General features: G+C 60.5%; 25 protein-coding genes. 11 read left to right on the forward strand and 14 right to left on the reverse strand.

The features are described from left to right. Nucleotides 1-14 precede the first annotated feature (14 nt). Nucleotides 15-875 carry a glycerophosphodiester phosphodiesterase family protein gene (locus FHT87_RS20000; RefSeq protein WP_183734830.1) on the forward strand — a complete coding sequence of 287 codons (861 nt, stop codon included), beginning with the start codon at nucleotides 15-17 and terminating at the stop codon, nucleotides 873-875. 53 nt (nucleotides 876-928) lie between these two features. On the opposite strand, the gene FHT87_RS20005 is transcribed toward FHT87_RS20000, so the two are convergent. Next, nucleotides 929-1,327, reverse strand: coding sequence for a cupin domain-containing protein (locus FHT87_RS20005; RefSeq protein ID WP_183734831.1), 399 nt, complete (start codon nucleotides 1,325-1,327; stop codon nucleotides 929-931). Between the two features lie 236 nt (nucleotides 1,328-1,563). Between FHT87_RS20005 and cax the strand changes: the two genes are divergently transcribed. From cax to FHT87_RS20030, 5 genes are all read left to right on the forward strand, one after another. Next, on the forward strand, nucleotides 1,564-2,709 hold the full coding sequence (gene cax / locus FHT87_RS20010; protein ID WP_183734832.1) for a calcium/proton exchanger: 1,146 nt from the start codon (nucleotides 1,564-1,566) through the stop codon (nucleotides 2,707-2,709). A gap of 124 nt (nucleotides 2,710-2,833) precedes the next feature. Continuing rightward, nucleotides 2,834-3,172: a potassium channel family protein gene (locus tag FHT87_RS20015; protein ID WP_183735093.1), complete on the forward strand. Its 339-nt coding sequence runs from the start codon at nucleotides 2,834-2,836 to the stop codon at nucleotides 3,170-3,172. A gap of 90 nt (nucleotides 3,173-3,262) precedes the next feature. Further along, a complete protein-coding gene (locus FHT87_RS20020) occupies nucleotides 3,263-3,592 on the forward strand; it encodes a metalloregulator ArsR/SmtB family transcription factor (RefSeq protein WP_183734833.1) in 330 nt (109 codons plus the stop codon). Continuing rightward, a complete protein-coding gene (locus tag FHT87_RS20025) occupies nucleotides 3,589-4,086 on the forward strand; it encodes an SRPBCC domain-containing protein (protein WP_183734834.1) in 498 nt (165 codons plus the stop codon). Before FHT87_RS20020 ends, FHT87_RS20025 begins: the two co-directional genes overlap by 4 nt. A 17-nt stretch (nucleotides 4,087-4,103) precedes the next feature. Next, nucleotides 4,104-4,517: a GFA family protein gene (locus FHT87_RS20030; RefSeq protein ID WP_183734835.1), complete on the forward strand. Its 414-nt coding sequence runs from the start codon at nucleotides 4,104-4,106 to the stop codon at nucleotides 4,515-4,517. A 172-nt stretch (nucleotides 4,518-4,689) separates the two neighbouring features. Here the strand turns inward: FHT87_RS20030 and FHT87_RS20035 are convergent, their stop codons facing one another. After that, complete coding sequence (locus FHT87_RS20035) at nucleotides 4,690-5,079, reverse strand: YkvA family protein (RefSeq protein ID WP_183734836.1); 390 nt, start codon at nucleotides 5,077-5,079, stop codon at nucleotides 4,690-4,692. Nucleotides 5,080-5,090: 11 nt separating this feature from the next. Next, nucleotides 5,091-5,882 carry a hypothetical protein gene (locus tag FHT87_RS20040; protein WP_183804508.1) on the reverse strand — a complete coding sequence of 264 codons (792 nt, stop codon included), beginning with the start codon at nucleotides 5,880-5,882 and terminating at the stop codon, nucleotides 5,091-5,093. Here FHT87_RS20040 and FHT87_RS20045 point away from each other — a divergent pair. After that, on the forward strand, nucleotides 5,806-6,027 hold the full coding sequence (locus FHT87_RS20045; RefSeq protein WP_183805092.1) for a hypothetical protein: 222 nt from the start codon (nucleotides 5,806-5,808) through the stop codon (nucleotides 6,025-6,027). The genes FHT87_RS20040 and FHT87_RS20045 overlap by 77 nt on opposite strands. Nucleotides 6,028-6,229: 202 nt before the next feature. Here FHT87_RS20045 and FHT87_RS20050 read toward each other — a convergent pair whose 3' ends face one another. Both FHT87_RS20050 and FHT87_RS20055 read right to left on the reverse strand, forming a co-directional pair. Further along, nucleotides 6,230-6,433 carry a hypothetical protein gene (locus tag FHT87_RS20050; protein WP_246698214.1) on the reverse strand — a complete coding sequence of 68 codons (204 nt, stop codon included), beginning with the start codon at nucleotides 6,431-6,433 and terminating at the stop codon, nucleotides 6,230-6,232. Between the two features lie 50 nt (nucleotides 6,434-6,483). Then, nucleotides 6,484-7,356, reverse strand: a complete 873-nt coding sequence (locus tag FHT87_RS20055; RefSeq protein WP_246699648.1) for a DUF2092 domain-containing protein — start codon at nucleotides 7,354-7,356, stop codon at nucleotides 6,484-6,486. A gap of 331 nt (nucleotides 7,357-7,687) precedes the next feature. On the opposite strand from FHT87_RS20055, the gene FHT87_RS20060 reads away from it, so the two are divergent. Next, nucleotides 7,688-7,984, forward strand: a complete 297-nt coding sequence (locus FHT87_RS20060; protein ID WP_183804511.1) for a hypothetical protein — start codon at nucleotides 7,688-7,690, stop codon at nucleotides 7,982-7,984. A 102-nt stretch (nucleotides 7,985-8,086) separates the two neighbouring features. On the opposite strand, the gene FHT87_RS20065 is transcribed toward FHT87_RS20060, so the two are convergent. The 4 genes from FHT87_RS20065 to FHT87_RS20080 form a co-directional block, all read right to left on the reverse strand. Further along, nucleotides 8,087-8,236 (reverse strand): hypothetical protein, encoded by a 150-nt coding sequence (locus tag FHT87_RS20065; RefSeq protein WP_113308362.1) that lies wholly within the window; start codon nucleotides 8,234-8,236, stop codon nucleotides 8,087-8,089. Between the two features lie 76 nt (nucleotides 8,237-8,312). Further along, a complete protein-coding gene (locus tag FHT87_RS20070; RefSeq protein WP_183804513.1) occupies nucleotides 8,313-8,462 on the reverse strand; it encodes a hypothetical protein in 150 nt (49 codons plus the stop codon). Nucleotides 8,463-8,526: 64 nt separating this feature from the next. After that, nucleotides 8,527-10,080 carry an acetolactate synthase large subunit gene (locus FHT87_RS20075; protein ID WP_183804516.1) on the reverse strand — a complete coding sequence of 518 codons (1,554 nt, stop codon included), beginning with the start codon at nucleotides 10,078-10,080 and terminating at the stop codon, nucleotides 8,527-8,529. 83 nt (nucleotides 10,081-10,163) lie between these two features. Beyond that, nucleotides 10,164-11,045, reverse strand: coding sequence for a LysR family transcriptional regulator (locus FHT87_RS20080; protein ID WP_183804519.1), 882 nt, complete (start codon nucleotides 11,043-11,045; stop codon nucleotides 10,164-10,166). Nucleotides 11,046-11,142: 97 nt separating this feature from the next. Here FHT87_RS20080 and FHT87_RS20085 point away from each other — a divergent pair, with 97 nt between their 5' ends. Beyond that, nucleotides 11,143-11,889 (forward strand): sulfite exporter TauE/SafE family protein, encoded by a 747-nt coding sequence (locus FHT87_RS20085; protein WP_183804522.1) that lies wholly within the window; start codon nucleotides 11,143-11,145, stop codon nucleotides 11,887-11,889. Nucleotides 11,890-12,099: 210 nt separating this feature from the next. Here FHT87_RS20085 and FHT87_RS20090 read toward each other — a convergent pair whose 3' ends face one another. From FHT87_RS20090 to FHT87_RS20105, 4 genes are read right to left on the reverse strand one after another with little or no spacing between them, the layout of a single operon-like run. Next, complete coding sequence (locus FHT87_RS20090; protein ID WP_183804525.1) at nucleotides 12,100-12,873, reverse strand: ABC transporter permease; 774 nt, start codon at nucleotides 12,871-12,873, stop codon at nucleotides 12,100-12,102. Further along, a complete protein-coding gene (locus tag FHT87_RS20095) occupies nucleotides 12,857-13,690 on the reverse strand; it encodes an ABC transporter ATP-binding protein (RefSeq protein WP_183804528.1) in 834 nt (277 codons plus the stop codon). The genes FHT87_RS20090 and FHT87_RS20095 overlap by 17 nt, the downstream gene beginning before the upstream one ends. 12 nt (nucleotides 13,691-13,702) lie before the next feature. After that, complete coding sequence (locus tag FHT87_RS20100; protein WP_183804530.1) at nucleotides 13,703-14,704, reverse strand: ABC transporter substrate-binding protein; 1,002 nt, start codon at nucleotides 14,702-14,704, stop codon at nucleotides 13,703-13,705. A 45-nt stretch (nucleotides 14,705-14,749) separates the two neighbouring features. After that, nucleotides 14,750-15,832, reverse strand: a complete 1,083-nt coding sequence (locus FHT87_RS20105; RefSeq protein ID WP_183804533.1) for a 4-oxalomesaconate tautomerase — start codon at nucleotides 15,830-15,832, stop codon at nucleotides 14,750-14,752. A gap of 114 nt (nucleotides 15,833-15,946) precedes the next feature. Here FHT87_RS20105 and FHT87_RS20110 point away from each other — a divergent pair, with 114 nt between their 5' ends. Both FHT87_RS20110 and FHT87_RS20115 read left to right on the forward strand, forming a co-directional pair. Continuing rightward, nucleotides 15,947-16,846, forward strand: coding sequence for a LysR family transcriptional regulator (locus tag FHT87_RS20110; RefSeq protein ID WP_183804536.1), 900 nt, complete (start codon nucleotides 15,947-15,949; stop codon nucleotides 16,844-16,846). A 110-nt stretch (nucleotides 16,847-16,956) separates the two neighbouring features. Then, complete coding sequence (locus tag FHT87_RS20115) at nucleotides 16,957-17,268, forward strand: hypothetical protein (RefSeq protein ID WP_183804538.1); 312 nt, start codon at nucleotides 16,957-16,959, stop codon at nucleotides 17,266-17,268. Between the two features lie 13 nt (nucleotides 17,269-17,281). On the opposite strand, the gene FHT87_RS20120 is transcribed toward FHT87_RS20115, so the two are convergent. Beyond that, a complete protein-coding gene (locus tag FHT87_RS20120) occupies nucleotides 17,282-18,211 on the reverse strand; it encodes a LysR family transcriptional regulator (protein WP_183804540.1) in 930 nt (309 codons plus the stop codon). Between the last annotated feature and the right edge of the window lie 43 nt (nucleotides 18,212-18,254).

An 18,254-nucleotide genomic window follows, 5' to 3' on the forward strand; every position in this document is an offset into this window, starting at 1 on the left:
CATAAGGAAAGACCATGAGCTACAAAGACTTCATCGCCGACCCGAACCGCTCCTGCGCCATCGTCGCCCATCGCGGCGCCTGGCACGGCGCGCCGGAAAACAGCCTGGCCTCCATCGAGAACGCCATTGCCGCCGGCGCCGATATCGTCGAAATCGACGTGCGCAAGAGCGCCGATGGCGAGCTTTTCCTGATGCATGACGATACGCTCTCGCGCATGGCCGGCATCGACCGCGATGCGGAGACTTTCACCATGGCCGAACTGCAGGCGATCACGCTGCGCGAAGGCAATGGCGGCGAAAATCGCGCCGTCACCGACCAGCGCATTCCAACGCTGAAGCAGGCTTTCGAAGCCATTCGCGGCCGTATCTTTGCCGATCTGGATCTGAAGGATCGCGGGTTGTTTTCGGAGGTAGCAGCCTGCGCCCGCGAGATGGGCGTCGCATCTTCCGTCGACCTCAAGACCGTCGTGATGAACCGCGCAGACATCGACTGGGTGCGCGCCCAGACTATCGAAGGCGTGCCCTTCATGGCGATGGCGCAGTTTTCGGCTGGCGATGTCGGCGACAGGCTGGCGCTGCTCTCGGAGCTCAAGCCCTTCATGTGCGAGTTGCGCTTCGACGATCTCAAGACCATCGCAAACAATCAGCAGCTCTTCAGGGATGCCAATATGGCGATCTGGTTCAATACACTTGACATGGCTGCCAGCGGCGAATGGACCGATCCCAGGGCGCTCGCCGATCCCGACGCCATCTGGGGCCGCCTCATGGATGCCGGTATCAGCACCATCCAGACCGATGAGCCGGCTGCCCTGCGGCACTATATCGAGGCCCGGAAATCGTCACGAAATCCAGCTAAAGGCCGCGTCGCGGGTTGATCCTCTGCCGACACGCGGGCCATCCGCCGCAAGACGAGGTGGCCCGCGTTGGGCTATTTCACCGGCACGACGAGCGGTGACCCCTTGGTGACGATATAGGTCGCCAGTTCCGAGGCCTTGCTAATGCCGACATTCCTTGCCGAGTGGGCAACGCCCGAGGGAATGAAGAGCGACTGGCCGGCCTTGAGTGTCACCGGTTTCCGGCCATCGAGCTCATACTCCAACGAACCTTCGATGACATAGGCGATCTCTTCGCCCGGATGCTGGTGCTTCGGCGCAAGGGCGCCGGGGGCGAAATCGACGCGGACCTGGACGGCCTGGTGGCCGGGCACGTCGATATCATCATGGACGAGATCGGTGCGCTTAATCGGTTGGTCGGCATAGGCGGGTGCCAGCTGCATTGCGCCGACAGCGAGCAGGGCAGTCATTGCCACGATCTTGATCGCATTCATTTCCATATCCTTCCGTCAGTTGCTTGAGCCCCTTGATCGGGCGACGAGGGCATTTGAGCAGAGGAATGAATTGGAAATGTTTCCGCCATCGGGGCTTTTTGTATCGCCATGTATCTGCGCGGCAGGCGGGAGATCGAGGCCGGAAGCATCCGATCGACCGATGCTTGCGTAGCGCGACAACAGCCAGAGACGGTGGTAAAATTGGCCATCGGTTGCTCCTCTTAAGGGGGAAGGGGATGGGCAAGCCTGCAGAAGGGCCTTCTATTACGCCGTCATCATCAGTGGGAAGGGCCATTATGGACGAGGTCCGTCAATCGCCCCTTCTTGCGCTCATCGTTTTCGTGCCTGTCGTCATTGTGCTGGAGCGGTTCACACCCGACGCGCACACGCTGTTGTTCCTGCTGTCGGTCGTGGCGATCGTGCCGCTGGCCGCTCTCTTGAGCCGGGCGACCGAGGCGGTTGCGGCAAGGACGGGAGATGCAGTCGGCGGACTGCTCAATGCCACGCTCGGAAACCTGACCGAACTCGTCATTTCGCTGGCGGCCCTGCAGGCGGGGCAATATCTGCTGGTCAAGGCGTCGCTGGCGGGCGCGATCGTCACCAATACGCTGTTCATGCTCGGCGGTTCTTTCCTGCTCGGCGGGCTCAAGCATCACATTCAGGAATTCAATAGGGTCAATGCGCGCTTTCAGGCTAGCTTGCTGTTCCTGGCAACGATCGCGGTTCTTGTGCCGTCGCTGCTCAGCGAAGCGGATCAGCCGCCGGCACCCGAAGTGTCGCAGACGCTGAGCCTCGGGCTTTCGATCCTGCTCATCGTCGTCTACGCACTCGGCATGTTCTTTTCGCTGCGCACCCACAAGGAGCTTTTCGCCAGCGTCAGCCATGGCGGCGAAGAGGAGAAACCGTGGCCAATGACGCTGGCTCTCGTCCTGCTGGTTGTCGTGACGCTGCTGGTGGCGCTGGTCAGCGAGATCTTCGTCGGATCGGTGCAGGTTGCCGCCGAACATCTCGGCATGACGCCGGCCTTTGTCGGTTTCATCGTCGTGGCGCTGGTGGGCGCGGCCGCGGAAATGACGACGGCCTTTTCGGCGGCGCGTGCCGATCGGCTGGATCTCAGCGTCGGCATCGCGCTCGGCAGTGCGGCCCAGATCGCGCTCTTCGTCGCGCCTCTCCTGGTGGTGGTCAGCTATTTCATCGGCCCGGAACCCATGACGCTGCAATTCTGGCGCGGCGCGGTGACAATGATGATCGTTGCCACGCTCGCCGCCACGCTCTTGTCCAATGGCGGACGCGGCGCCTGGTATGCGGGGGTCATGGCTCTGGCGCTTTACGGGATTTTCGCTTTCACCCTGTTCGTCCTACCGCCGGCAAGTCCGTCCTGATCATTCGCCCTGCCGAATGGCGGCTGGGGACGCATGCCCGATGGATTGGCCCGATGGATTGCAGGAGGGGAATGGCAGGGACATGACGACAAAGATCGGTACGACATTTCAATCGAGTACACGGATGAGACGCCTGTTCTTCGCGGCGCTTTTCAACCAGATCCGCATCCTCTGGCCGATTTTTTCCGGCGTGCTGATCGTCATGGTCGGGGCTGGCGCCGTTGTCGGCTGGATCGAGGGCTGGGGCATTGGTGAGAGCCTGTATTTCACCTTCGTCACCGGTCTGACGATCGGCTACGGCGATCTTGCGCCGAAGAGTACCATAGCACGCATCCTGTTCGTGCCGATCGGCCTTTGCGGCATCATACTGACCGGCCTTGTTGCCGCCGTCAGTGTGCAGGCGCTCGATGCGGCGGGCCGCGCCCGAACCGAACAGGATGATCTCAACGATACCAGATCGTAAGGCGTCACGCTGATTGCATCATCCGGTTTCCATGCGTAATCAAATACAATAGTGTTGACTAATTGATCAGCATCCACTATTGGATTTTCCATGATCGAAGCTGAAACCATAACCGCCGTCATGCGCGCCCTTGCCGATCCCACGCGGCGGGCCGTGTTCGAGCGCATCGTCAATTCCGAAGAGATCACCGTGGTCGAACTGACCCGCGGCAGCAAGGTCACGCAAGGCGCCATCTCCCAGCATCTCAAATCCTTGAAACAGGCCGGTCTCGTCAGCGAGCGCCCGGAGGGCCGCAACGTCTATTACCGCGCCGAGCCCGGCGGTCTGGCGCCGCTGGCCGACTGGATGAGCCATTACGGCATCTTCTGGCGCGAACGCTTCACCGATCTCAGAAAGCTCTTGAAGGAAATCGACCCATGAACCAAGTCATTCACCCCGAGAGGCACGCCTCCGACACGCAGGCCATCGTGGTCGACGAAGTCTTCCCGCATGCGCCTGACATCATCTGGAAGGCACTGACCAGCGGAGACCTGATCGGCCGCTGGTTGATGCCACCTGATGGATTTGCGCCTGTGGCCGGCAACCGCTTCACCTTTCAGACCAAACCGGCAGGCGAATGGGATGGCACCATCCATTGCGAGGTGCTTGAAGTCGTACCGAACCAGCGGCTGTCCTATGCGTGGAAGGGGGGCCATGAGAGCAATGCCGACGGCTACGGCTCGAAACTGGAGACGGTCGTCACCTTCACTCTTGCCAGGACCGACACAGGCACACGCCTGCGCCTCGTTCATTCCGGCTTCGTGCTTCCCAGGAACGACACCGCCTATCGCAACATGAGCGAGGGCTGGAAGAAGGTTGTCGAGCGGCTAGACACCGTCGTCGCCGAAGAGGCGTCTTCGCGGATACGGCATTGATTCAAGAGGAGAACGACATGACCAAGTCCCATACCGGTGGCTGCGCCTGTGGCGCGATCCGCTACGAGATATCAGGCGAGCCGGCCGTCATGGTCGATTGCCAGTGCCGGCAGTGTCAGCGCTCCAGCGGCACCGGGCATCAATCGCATCTGACCTTTATCGCTGCGGAGGTGAAGGTCGAGGGAGAGGCATCCTCGTGGCAGACGGTCGGCGAGGGCGGAACCGTTAAGCAGCGCGGCTTCTGCCCGACATGCGGTTCGGCCGTCTACATGACGTTTCCCGACATGCCCGAGGTCTTCATCGTCACGCCGGCAAGCCTCGACGACCCGAGCCGCTATCAGCCGCAACTGGTGTCCTGGACCGCGGCCGGATATGCTTGGGACCACCTCGATCCGGCCGTGCCGAAATTCGAGAAAATGCCGCCGGCGTGATGGCTAGACCTCTATGAGGGCTCAGGGATAGAGCTGACGCATCCTTGCGTCGATCTGAGCCCAGCTAAATTGCCCGAGTGGGCTGCTTGGCCCTTTTGCCTGATCGTGGGGCCAGTCTTTAGACGAGGACCAGCGACCAGCGGAACTCTACAGTCTCCATCCGAATTTCGGCTCAGCGAAGAAACAGATTCCGTGCAGACCAGATGCAAAAAGCCGCGGCGATCAGCCAGATGACGATGATCGCGATAAGCCCCGAACGGCTGACCGGGCGCTGTGCCCGCTGGGTGGCCATGTCCCGGAATTCCGCCATCAGCGGCTCCGGAATGAGGCGGATGGCGATGAGGATGCCGAACGGAACGATGATGAGATCATCGAGATAGCCGAGCACGGGCACGAAATCCGGGATGAGATCGACGGGCGAAAGCGCGTAGGCAGCAACCGCGCCGGCGACGATTTTGGCCACAACAGGCGTTCGGCTGTCACGCGCGGCAATCCAGAGTGCGACCACGTCGCGTTTCACGGATCGCGCCCATTGTTTTGTCGCTGTCAGCCATTCGCTCATTCTTGCGCGGCTTAGAACTTCACCTTGAGCCCAAGCATGGGTCCCTGTTGGACCACATCGAAGACGAATCCGTCGTTGCTGTAATCGACCCCGAGTGCGCGGTAGCCGGCAAGCGCCGAGACGGTGTTGTTGAAGTTGTAGCCGATCGCCGCGGCGACGTCCCAATCAAGGTCGGCACCGCCGGCACCGATAAGTCCCCAACCGGTCAGGTAGATTTCCGGGGTGATGGAATAGGTTCCCTTGAAACCGGCCATGCCATCGACCCAGGTTGCCTCATCGGTGGCAGAACGTCCGTCGAGAAAGCCGCCGCTGAAGGACAGTTCGCTTTTGACGGACCACACGCGCCCGCCGCCGACAATGTCGAGCCGCGCTGCATTGTCCTCGTAGACCGAGTAACCGGCACCAAGCAAGCCTGCGAAGGTTTCGGACGAGAGTTCGACGTCAGTCGCCAAAATCCCCCTCGGCGTGCCCGACTGACCTGATATCTTCGAATAGATTACATCGCCGAAGATGCTGTAAGGTCCGTAACGGGCTTCCCCCATCGCCATCGCGGCGAAATCGAGGTGATCGAGGATGTCGCTGAAGCTGGCATCGACCTGAACTTCCGGCAGTCCGAACTGGGCAACGTCGCCCGACAGCCCTGCCGCCCAGAAATAGGGCACGAATGTAAACGTCCAGCCACTTTCGGTCTTTATCGGCTGCAGCTGCGGCGTCATCGGGGATTGGATGTCCGCGGCCAAGGCACCGCCGGTGATGAAACAGATTCCGATGCAGGCCAGAGTTCGAATGACAGAAGATTTCATTATTTCCCCCGCAAATGCTCAGCGCGCGATGAAAGCCGAATCCCGCCCCAACAGCCTCGATCATGATCGAGGTCTCAGATTTTTCCAAATATTTTCGACTGCTAATATTTTTGGTTGCCGGCGGCATTTTGTAACCGTGGCTTGATTGCCACAGTCGGCGCCTGTTCTGTTCGCATTTGCCTAGCCGACATGTGCCCCCTGGTTTGCCGCTCCCAGAAACCAGTCACGCGCCTGCTCGCCGTCGGCAGATACGCCTTCACCATTCTTGTAAAGCGTTCCTAAGGCATGCTGCGCGTGAGCGTGGCGGGTTCGAGGCAATTGCCCTATCAATGCAGCATCAAGCCGGCTCAATAACAGGTCGTCACCGCTCGGCCGTAGGCATCGTAGACGGTCCGGCAGCCGGTCGACGCCGCCGCGCCCACGGCGACGGCTCGGCGTGTCGTCCGCCTTGCCACGCCGGCATAGCTCATCGGCGTCGCCGGCCGACCGATACGCGCCTCGGCCTTGCCGACCCAGGTCTCGGGATTCGACAATGAGCCATTGTCGGCCATGACCAGAGCGCTGAGGCCAACCATGCCGGCGATCATCGTTTTCGTGATGTTCATTGTTGCGCTCCTTCTGTCGCGGCAGGCGGCACCTCGTCGAGAGCCGAAAGATCCTTGATCTCCACCTTCGAGCCCGCGCCATCGACCTTGAATTCAAACGCCGCATTCCCGATTGCCGCACCTGGCTTCCAATCCCGGACCTCGACCGTGTATTGCGGCGAGCCGGTCACCGTCTTGCTGGTGATCACCATCTTGCACGGGATCGGTTCCGGACCTGTTCTGACCCAGAGCTGCCAATCGGTCTCGTTGTTCCTGAAGGCGAGGTGCTCGCACTCGACACCATCGATGACACCCTGGCCGATGTATTTTGCGGCCAGCACGTCTGCGCTCAAGGCGGCATAGACATCGCTCAAGAGCAGATCAACGCCCGGCGCACCGATGCCGAACTCATGGCGCATCCGATCGACCAGGGCATCAATCGTCCCGCCGGCGCTCGCCTGCGCATACTTCTTGTTGTCGATGTCATGGATCGTCAGCGTGGTCCCGTCGAAGATCATCTCCACAGCTGCATAACCGCCAACACGCTCCACTCTCAATTTGTCGGGACGCTTCAACTGCAGGGTCGTCGAACTGTCGAACTGGATTTTCTCGAGTTCCGGCGTGATCACCTCGATGCTCGAGTTGAACTTCGCCGAGATCGTCGACTGCCTTGCCAGATAGTCCGACATCGACCTGAGAACGGCTTTGGGATCGACTTGGGGATCGACTTTGCCGCCGTTCGCAAACGACGGCACGACTACTGCGCTTGCCAAGGCCAAGGCGATGATTGCCCTGCGAGTCGTCCGCAACCCCAGAAACTCTGTGAGAAAAGGCCTATCTGTGATGCCATTGCAATACCGCATCGTCCCCCCTTTAAAGGAATAGCCCAATTACACCTTCACACTAGGCGTCAGTACCTACGCCGCGAAGCTGGGCCGCTCCTCAGCGAAGAATAGCGCAGTAAACCGGAATTAAAATAAGTATTTTCTAATGTATGTATTTGCCCGATATCATCGTCATTGACGCAGATCAAAGTCGTCAGCACTTTGCGCCTATTCTGCGATATCCCGGGCCGAGTGCCGGGAGCAGAAGAAACTCGGCCTCGCGCCATGCTGGAATATGTTGCCGGGACAGGCCCGGATGTTTTCCATTTGTTCTTTTTCGCCGTTACGTTACATTGCTCTCGTGCGCGACGCCGATTTTCGCGAAAAAGGAGTTTGCATGAAGGCGATTTTGTTTGGGATTTTCTTGTTCGCCGCCGGAAACGCGTCTGCTTCCTGCGATCTGGTTTCGGCTCCGTGTTCTACCGACAGTTCAGGCAATACCTATATCAGAGAGCAGAATCTCGGTGGCGGCTACAATACGTATCGGAACGGAGATCTCTATTCGCAGACGCATCAGCAGCTCAATGGCACCTATCGAGAGACCTATTCGAGCGGCGGCTACCGGACTTATTACAGCGACCCCAATCGCCGCGACCCTTATCGGGACGATCCGAAGGGCACGGTCGGCCGCTGAGGTGAAGCCGATCTGCAGCCCACCCTGAGCGGTTTTGACAACGGCGCCATTGCTGCTGAAGCGGGCCGGACACCTGCTCCACACTTTGCTGCTGGAATTGCTCTAGTGATGCTTGAAATACTGTACCTCGCGCTCATGTTTTTCGGCGGCTTCCCGGGTCTTGAAGGTGCCAAGGTTCTTGCGTTTGTGCGTCTTCGCATCGGGTTTGCGGGAATAGAGACGATATTCGCCTGACTTCAGTTTGCGGATCATCTGAACCTCCTGTGCTGAGGGGTAAATCCCCGCAGCCTCATCCGGTTCCGGCTTGCAAGGACGATCTTTCTCAAAGTCACCGTGTGGCGATAACAGGCCGAAGCACGTCGATCAGCTCGGTGGAGCCTCTGCGGACATCGGGCGCATTCGGCTCGACGTCGATGAGGCCGCCTCGGCTGTGAACCTCGTAAAGCTTGGTCAGGAAATCGGCGGCGCTGGCGCTCATCACCCGTCCCAGGCTTTCGCGCCACAGCGAGCGGGGCAGGGCTTCAACGCGTTCGTCGTCGCGATCAGATGATCGCTTCGATCAGAAACGGCCCGCGGCGCCTGAGCGCGCTGTCGAAGAGATCGGCAAATTGCTCGCAGCTGTGCGCGCCCGCGGCATCGACGCCCATGCCCTTGGCGATCAAAACCCAGTCCCAGGCGGGGTGATCGAGGTCCATCATCCGCCGGGCGTTTTCGCCGATTCCGTTGACGCCGACATTGCGCATTTCGGCATGAAGCACGGCATAGGCGCGGTTGGCGAAGATGATCGTCACCACGTCGAGGTTTTCACGCGCCTGCGTCCACAGGCCCTGCACCGTGTACATGGCGCTGCCATCGGCCTGCAGATTGATGACCTTGCGGTCGGGACAGGCGATCGCCGCACCCGTCGCAAGCGGTATGCCGCAGCCGATCGAGCCGCCCGTGTTCATCAGGTAATCGTGCGGCGCCGAGCCGGCCGAAAGTTCGAAGAAGCGGCGGGCCGAGGTGACCCCCTCGTCGCAGACGATGGCATTGTCGGGAAGTCTTTCCGCCACCATCACGGCGATCGCATCTTCGGTCAGATGCCCGAAAGGAGTGATATGGTCGGAAGCGGTACTTGCCCTTGGCAGAGGCTGCGATGGCCTGACGCCAAGTTCGTCCCTGAGTGCTTCCAGCGCGCCTTTCAGATCTTCGCCATGCCTTGCCAGGGTCAGAACCTTGCAGCCTTTGCGCACCAGCCTTCCGGGCTTGCCCGGATAGGCAAAGAAGGCGACAGGCTCGGGCGCGCCAACCAATACCAGCACATCGATATCGGCCAGTAGATCCAGGGCGGCGTCGATCGGGTAGGGGATGCGGGTCACGGCGACACGGCCGCGGCCGCGCTCGACCCTCGGCAGTTGCATCTCGCTGAAGAGACGCACATCCCTGGCAGCCGCAATTGCACCCGCAATCTCCAGGCAGTCAGCGCGGGCAGCCGCACCGCTGACCAGAATTCCAGCCTCTCCGGGCGTGTCTCTGATGGCGGCGGCAACCTCGCGCACGACGTCCATGTTCACGGCCGATGGCACTGGCCGAGACAGCCTCACCGGCTGCTCCGCTTCGACATCGCCCCAGGCAGCATCCGCCGGCAGGATGAGCGTTGCCACACTGGGCGGTGACATTGAGGCACGGTAGGCGGCCTCCGTCGCGCCGGCAATTTCTTCCGGGCTGCGGATACGGTGCACCCAGTTGGACATCGCGCCTGCCAAGCTCTCGATGTCAGATGTCAGCGGCGCGTCAAGGGGAAGATGATAGGAGGCATGATCGCCGACGATGTTGATGACCGGTACTCTGGCGCGGCGGGCATTGTGGAGATTGGCAAGGCCATTGGCGAGCCCCGGCCCGGTGTGCAGCAATGTCGCCGCCGGGTGATCGGTCATGCGCGCATAACCATCGGCCGCGCCCGTCACAACGCCCTCGGAGAGGCCAAGAACGCAGCGCATTTCCGGCTTGCGGTCGAGGGCGGCCACGAAATGCATTTCCGACGTGCCGGGATTGGCAAAACAAACCCTGACGTCGTTTGCCAGGAGCGTATCACACAGGCTGTCCGCACCATTCATGGCAGTTTCCTCCCGCTTGCTTCAGCCTTGCACGAGAAAAATATAAGCACAACCTTGAATAACGCGTCCGTCCGGGCGTTTCCTCAGGCCGACATCAGATGATCCAGAAGGCTGCGGGCATGGATCGATAATTCCGCTCGTTCTGCCGTGCAGACCACCAGCTGCCGTGTCGCCCAGTCATCCGAGAGGCGGAGAACGACAATCCCGGATGATCGCCCGGCGCGGCGGGCGGCCGTTTCAGGCACGATGCCGATACCGATATCGGCACCCGCCAGCCGGCAGATGGCCCCGAAATCGCGCAGCCGCACGCGGGTCTTCAGCCTGATGCCGATGCGGCCCGCCTGCACATCGATATGATCCTGCAGGGCGCCGCCGGCGAGGCCGATGAAATGCTCATCGACGAGATCGGCGAAGCGGACACGGCTCTCTCGGGCCAGGGGATGGCCCTTGCTGACAACGACGACGAGCCGATCCATGGCGAAAGGTCTTACCGCCAGCCCAGCCATATCCGCCGCGGCCGAGAGGATGCCGATCTCGGCGTGGCCAGCCGCCACGCTTCTGGCAATCTCGAGGCTCTGCCGTTCCTTCAACTGCAGATCCACCTGCGGGTTGGCGGCCATCCAGGATGCGAGCCGTTCAGGCAGATGTTCCGATATGGCAGCCGTGTTGGCGAGAATGCTGATCGTCGAGCGCAGCCCCCGCGCATATTCACCGAGCTCGCCATGCATCTGCCTGATCTGGCCGAGAATCACGCGGGCATGGTGGGCGAGCGCTTCCCCGGCTTCTGTTGGCGAGACGCCGCGCCGGCCGCGTTCCAGCAGGATGACTTCGCCGAGCGCCTCCATGTCGCGCAGGCGTTCGCTCGCAGCGGCAAGCGAGAGCCCTGCATCTGCCGCCCCATGGGTGATGCTGCCGGCATCGACGACGGCGAGAAACAGGCGAAGGTCGGTCAGATCGAAACGCATTTTGCCACGATAGGATATTTTGTGCCTTCGGACCAGCCGAAGGCAGGCTCGGGAACTTCCGCATTGTCCGTGGCCTAGGAGCTGCTACCGATGCGGCATGTCCGAGCTTTCCATCGCCTTCCTGTCAGCAATCACCGCGACTTTCTTTGCCGCCGGCCTCGTGAAGGGTGTCACCGGCATGGGACTTCCAACGGTCGCCATGGGCATATTGGGCGTTTTGACCTCGCCGCTGACGGCGGCAAGCCTGCTGATCGCACCATCGTCAGTCACCAATCTCTGGCAGTTGTTTGCAGGCCCGAGCTTCGCTCCGCTTCTGCGGCGGTTCTGGCCGATGATGACAGCCGTCGTTGCGGGAACGATGATTGGGTCGGCATGGCTTGCGAGCGGCGATACCAGCCTTACGACCAAGGGGCTTGGCGCAACGCTGGTGCTCTATGCTGCCTATGCGCTGTTTGGCCGTCCGCTCCGCGTGCCGGCGGCGATGGAGCCATGGCTTACGCCCGTCATCGGTGCGGCGACGGGCCTCGTCACGGGCAGCACAGGCGTTTTCGTCGTCCCGGCCGTGCCTTATCTGCAGGCGCTCGGGCTTGCGAAGGATGATCTGGTGCAGGCGCTCGGCCTGTCCTTCACCGTCTCTACGGTTGCGCTTGCAGCCTCGCTCGGCCTGCGCAACGCCTTCGAAGGGGACAATCTTGCGCTTTCGGTCTTGGCGATCCTGCCGGCACTGGCGGGCATGTGGGCCGGGCAGGGGCTGCGCGATCGGATTGCGCCGGCAACCTTCCGCCGCTGGTTTCTCGTCTGCCTTCTGCTGCTCGGCGCCGAGATGTGTCTGTGGCCGCGCTGAGGCCCGTCGACTTTACGGTGCCACGCCGGTCACCTTGCACTCGGCATCGGTCGTGAAGGTGCCCTTGTTCTGGTCAAGCACGGTCAGCACGTTGCCGAAGGGATCGCGCACGACGGGCGCCGGTGAAGTGCGTAGAGCGTCTGCATTCTCCCTTCTTGAGTAAAAGGGAGAACGCTTGTGAACAGGCTTGTCTGTCACCGCTGAAGAGCGTCATGCAGGCCGTTCGGAAACGCTCGTTCGCCACTTGATGAGGTGCTTTTCGGCGATGTCCAGGATGCTGTCGATAATCAGGACGAAGACGGCCAGGATCAGGATGCCTGCGAAAACGCCGACCGCATCGAAATTGCCTTCTGCCTGGGCGATGAGGTAGCCAAGACCAGCGGAAGAGCCAAGATATTCGCCGATGATCGCTCCAACGACGGCAAAGCCGACCGATGTGCGCAGGGAGGAGAGGATCCAGCTCGCGGCTGCCGGGAAATAGACGTGGCGGAGCAGATCCGACCGCCTGGCCCCTAAAATGCGGGCGTTCGACAGCACCACCGGGTTCACTTCCCGGACGCCTTGCAAGGCGTTGAAGAACGTGACGAAGAACACCAGCGTCACGGCGAGCGCCACCTTGGACCAGAGGCCGAGGCCGAGCCAGAGGACGAAGATCGGCGCAAGTACGACTCGAGGAATCGCGTTCAAGCCCTTGATGAAGGGGTCCAGAATACGCGCGGTCGAACGGCTGAGACCGAGCCAGACGCCTGCTGCTACACCAAGTGCCGTGCCGACCAGATAGCCGAGCACGGTTTCCGTCAGGGTGATGGCGACATGGTTATAGAAGCTGGTGTCCACCACCCAGGATGCTACCTGATTGAAGATGTCGACCGGAGCTGGAAAAAAGAAGACGTCGATGAAGCCGACCGCAACGCCGAGCTGCCAGCCGCCCACAATTGCTACCAAGAGCACGATTTGGATAAGGCGTTCAGTCATGGCGTTCATAGCTTTTCTCCACTTCGCCGCGCAGCGACGCCCAGATGTTGCGATAAAGATCCATGAAGCGCGGATCGAGCTTGATTTCCGCGACATCGCGAGGGCGTTCGAGATCGACGGGGAAGCTGTCGATCACGCGCGAACGCGGTCCCGCAGCAAGCACCACGACCCGATCACCGAGAGCAATTGCCTCCTCGAGGTCGTGCGTGATCATCACGACCGCGCGTCTTTCCTCCTGCCAAAGCCGCAACAGTTCGTTCTGCATCAGATGGCGGGTATGGATATCGAGCGCGGAGAAGGGTTCGTCCATCAGGATGACCTTGGGACCGGTGATCAGCGCCTGGGCCATCTGGACGCGCTTGCGCTGTCCGCCTGAAAGCTGGTGGGGATAGCGATGCTCGAACCCTTTCAGCCCGACTTTCGCCAGCCATCTCATCGACTGCTCGCGACGTTCGGCAGCACCGACACCCTTGAACATGGGTCCGAGCTCCACATTCTCGATCGCGGTCTTCCACGGAAGCAATGCATCCTGCTGAAAGAGATAACCGATGTCGTTCTGAACCCCGCGTACCGGCTGACCGTCGATCGATACGGTGCCATCAGCAGGTTTCAGCAGGCCGGCGATTGCATTGAGTATTGTGCTCTTGCCGCAGCCGGTTGGACCAACGATGGCGAGGAACTCACTATCGGAGACTTTCAAGTTCACATCCTGCACGGCCACATAGGCGCCGAAGGCCATGGTGACCGAGTCGATGGAAACCATCGGCTTTGCCTGATGCGGACTGTCCGTCGGGGGTGCGGTTTTTTTCACTACGGTCAATGCCATGACCTCCTCCTGTCAGTTGGCTGCGACGTTCGGGACCTTGCCGACGAACTCGTTCGTGTAGGTTTTCGTAAGATCGATTTCAGCCGCGGCGACTTTTTCGTTGAAGCTCTTCAGGACGGCGAGGGGAATCTTGATATCTTCCTCGTTGATGCGCCCATCCTTCGAGAAGATCGCTTTCGCGTTCTCGACCGCCTTGACGTAGGTGTCACGATCGCCGGAAATGAACTCCTTCGGCAGCTTGTCGACGATCTCCTCCGCCGAGTGGCTATTCATCCACTCGAGCGCTTTGACCGTCGCATTCGTGACCTTCTGGACGGTCTCCGGATTCTTGTCGATATAGCTCTGCGTGGCATAGAGGACGGAGGTCGGGTAAATCCCGCCATAGATCGCCTTCGCACCGTCGTCGCTGCGCCCGTCGATCAGGATCTTGCCGACGCCCTTGGCCTCGATGAAGGTCGCTGCCGGGTCGTAGTTGACGAGGAGGTCGACCTTGCCCTGCTCAAGGGCCGCAACGGCGGCAGATCCGGAGCCAACGCCGATCAGCGAGACGTCGGCGGCGGACAAGCCGTTGCGCTGCAGGTAGTAGCGGACGAAGAAATCGGAAGACGAGCCCGGCGAGGTGATGCCGATTTTTGCGCCTTTGATCGTTTCCGGTTTTGCCGGATCGAAAGTGCTGTTCTTGCCGCCAGCCAGCACGAGCCCTGAATTGCGGGCGAGCTGCACGAACGCCACGACAGCCTTCTTCTGCGATTGCATCTGGATCGTATGGTCGTAGAAGCCGACGGCAATATCCGTCGAGCCGGCAACAAGCGCCTGAAGCGTCTTCGACCCGCCCGATGCGAAGTTTTCGACGGTCACCTCCAGGCCTTCCTTTTCATAAAGGCCGAGCCCCTGGGCGACCGGAAAGGGAAGATTGTTGAGGTTGTAAGAGCCGACGCTGATGCGGACCGGATCCGCAAATGCGGAACCGGCAAACACGACGGTTGCCGCGAGGGCGAGCATGAGCTTGCGCATGATATTCTCCTCCTGTTGGTGGCGCCCTCCCGGCGGCCACGGTTATTATGCCGCGTAACCCAGTCGCGCGACAGGTTTTGCGAATACGTGTCCTTCAAACAGCCGGCGGGCGGTGCGAAGGATTCCGGCGACGACCTGGCCGTCCCTCTCATACAGTTTGACGTCCAGGTGGCCGCTTGGGTGTTCTATGGAAAGAACGACTGGAGGGGTACGCCTGCCGATCAGGAGCGAAGCGACTGTATCCTGGCTGATACAGGCTGTGGCGATTCCCACGGCGCCGGTGGTTGCGAGCGACGGATGACATTGATGCGGCATGAAATACCGTACGCTGATGTCGCCTCCCGACCTTGGCCGGGAAATGAGCACGGGCTTCGGCGTTACCTGATTGCGCACGTCTCCAAGGCCCATCCGTTCGCCGGCGGCGATGCGCAGCTCTTCCAGCCGTCCCAGCAATTCTCTGTCAGCATTGAGTTCAGCCGCTGACTCGAAGCCACTTGCGCCGATCGAACCTGCCTCGATCAATATCATCGGCATTGCGCAGTCGATGCAGGTGACAGCCACACCATCGATCAAGTCGACTGGTTTGCCAGTGGGAAAGAGCTGCCCGGTACGAGCCCCGGCTGCGTCCATGAAGGTCAGTGCGATCGGCGCTGCACTGCCGGGCACGCCATCGATTGCAGCATCACCGAGATAGGAAACGCTGCCGTTTGGAGTGGGAACTTCGGCCTCGATCAGCTTCCTGGTATTGACGTTATGGATCCGGACGAGCGTCGTTTCTCCGCGAACCGGGACGAGTCCGGCTTCGATGGCAAACGGGCCGACCGCAGCCAGCATGTTGCCGCAGTTCGGGGAGGTATCGACGATCTGCTGGTCGATCCGCACCTGCGCGAAGAGATAATCCACGTCGGCGCCGGGAATGCTGGCAGGCCCGACGATCGCCACCTTGCTCGTGACCGGATTGCCGCCGCCGATGCCGTCGATCTGCAGCGGATGACCCGAGCCCATGACGGACAGCAGGATCTCGTCACGCTGACCGGCAGTCGCGGGAAGATCGCTTGCCAGGAAAAACGGACCCTTCGAGGTGCCGCCTCTCATCAATACGCAAGGGATCGCCAACAGGTCGTTCATCGCTTGTGCTTCCATCAGAATTATGTCATCGCCGTATCAATCGGCGCTGTTTGATCCAATTATCGAAACAAGCGTTTATTTGTGAAATGCTAAGAATCGGAGGATTGATGCGTAATGAGCATTAATTGCGAGATCCTTGACCTTCGCGCGTTCCTGAGCGTCGTAGAGCTGGAGAGCTTTCATCGCGCCGCCGAGGCCTTGCATCTGTCACAGCCCGCGTTGAGCCGCCGCATTCAAAAACTGGAGCAGGTTGTCGGAGCGCCGCTCCTGGAGCGGACAACCAGGCATGTCAGCGCTACGGCTCTCGGTACAGAGTTCGTGCCGCTCGTCCGACGCATGCTGGAGGAGTTCGATGGCTCTCTGTTTGCTGTCCGTGACGTTGGACCCAATCGGGGCGGATTGGTAACGATCGCATGCCTCCCCACCGCGGCATTCTACTTCCTGCCTACAGTCATCAGACAGTTCAACGAGGAGTATCCGAACATCCGCTTTCGCATCCTCGACTTGCCCGCGACCGACGGTCTTCAAGCCGTGGCTCGCGGGGAGGTTGAGTTCGGCATAAACATCATGGGCACGTCGGATCCGGACCTGACTTTCGAGCGGCTCGCGGAAGACCCATTCGTGCTTGCAGCGCGCAAGGATCACCCCCTTGCAGCAAAACCATGGGTCGGGTGGGCGGAACTGGAGCCCTATCATCTGATCACGGTTCACCGATCGAGCGGCAACAGAACGCTGCTCGATGCAGCACTGGCGAAATCGAACATCAAGCTTCGCTGGTTCTACGAGGTAACCCATCTGTCCACCTCCCTCGGGTTGGTGGAGGCAGGCCTCGGGATTTCTGTACTGCCAAGAATGGCGACCCCAAGAGAAGACCATCCGTTTCTGATCACCCGCCCGATCCGCAATCCCGAGATATCACGCACGATCGGCGTGGTTCGCCGTCGCGGCGGCACCCTATCGCCGGCGGCGGAGCGTTTTCTCAAGATGCTGATTGGCGTGTGGGGAAATGATTGAAAGACGCTGAGAAATCGGCAGCCGCAAAACCGGACGTCTCAGTTCCGCCGACTTCGCGCCAACAAGTCCCGCACGAGAACGATTCCTTTCCGTTCAACAAGGGTTTGAGAATGATCAAGACAATGACGATTGCGGCCGCCACACTGCTGTTGACGGCTCAATATGCCGGCGCCTCCAGCGAGGCCGCATGGAATGCGCTCTTTGCCAAGGTGAACGGCACGTGCATCGGTCAGTCGGGCATGGATACGCCCGAGGCGACCGCTCCGATCGTGTTCGATGACGCCACAGGCAAGGTAGCCGTTCTGTTGCGCGGCTCGATGGGCAAGGGCAAGAGCCGGGTCAAGAACGTCAACCTGATCTGCCTTTACGACAAGAAGACCGGCAAGGCTTCGATCGAGGAATATCGCTGGCTCGGCCGGTGACGCCTTGCGGCCATCATGCATGCGTCTGCTGGCCGACACCTGCTCTGAAAGCATCCGGCCGAGCAGCAAGATGCTCGGCCACGAAATCCACGAAGGCCCGAACCTTCGGGGACAATTGGCGATTTGACGGCCAGACGAGCGACAACGACCCAAACGCGACCATGTATGACGTCAGGACGGGAACGAGCGATCCCGTGCGGATATGGGCCGCCGCTACATAAACCGGCAGGTGCGCGATACCCAAACCATCCAGCGCGGCCCGCAGGCCGGCATCCGTATTGTTGAACGTCAGGCTGCTCGGCAAGATCAGTTTTTCGTTCGGAGGAGCAAAGGCCCAGAGCGCAAGGCGGCCGCTGGTCGGATATTTGAAATGAATGCAGGCATGTTCCGCAAGGTCAGCCGGCACCGTTGGCAGCGTATGGCGATCGAAATAGCCGGGGCTTGCGCAGACGACAAAATGCTGCTCGCCGAGACGGCGGGCGATTAGACTTGTATCGGCGAGTTCCCCGCTGCGAATGGCGACATCCAGCCCTTCTGCGACGAGATCGGCGACGCGATCTTCAAAATCGATATCCAGTTCGATCTCGGGATATCGCTCAACGAAGGCCGGCAGGATGGGCATCAACAGATGATGGCCGACGATATGGGCGACACTGATGCGCAGGCGCCCCCTCGGACGCTTCCGGCTTTCTATTAGACTTGCCTCGGCATCTTCGAGGTCATCGATGATGCGCTTGCAGCGTTCGTAGAAGGCCGCACCTTCCTCCGTGAGGCTGATGTTACGCGTCGTCCTGTTGAACAACCGAACACCAAGCCGTGCTTCGAGGCGAGCGATCGCCTTGCCGATGGCCGAAGGAGACACGCCGGCGACGCGGGCCGCCGCCACATAGCTGCGTCGTTCGGCGGCGTGAACGAAGGCAGAAAGGCTGCTGAAACTATCCATGACTGCATTATTAAGGACATTCTGTCATTAATGTAAGTCCATC

Origin of the sequence: Rhizobium sp. BK316, from assembly GCF_014193695.1 — a bacterium.
Taxonomy (GTDB): Bacteria; Pseudomonadota; Alphaproteobacteria; order Rhizobiales; family Rhizobiaceae; genus Rhizobium.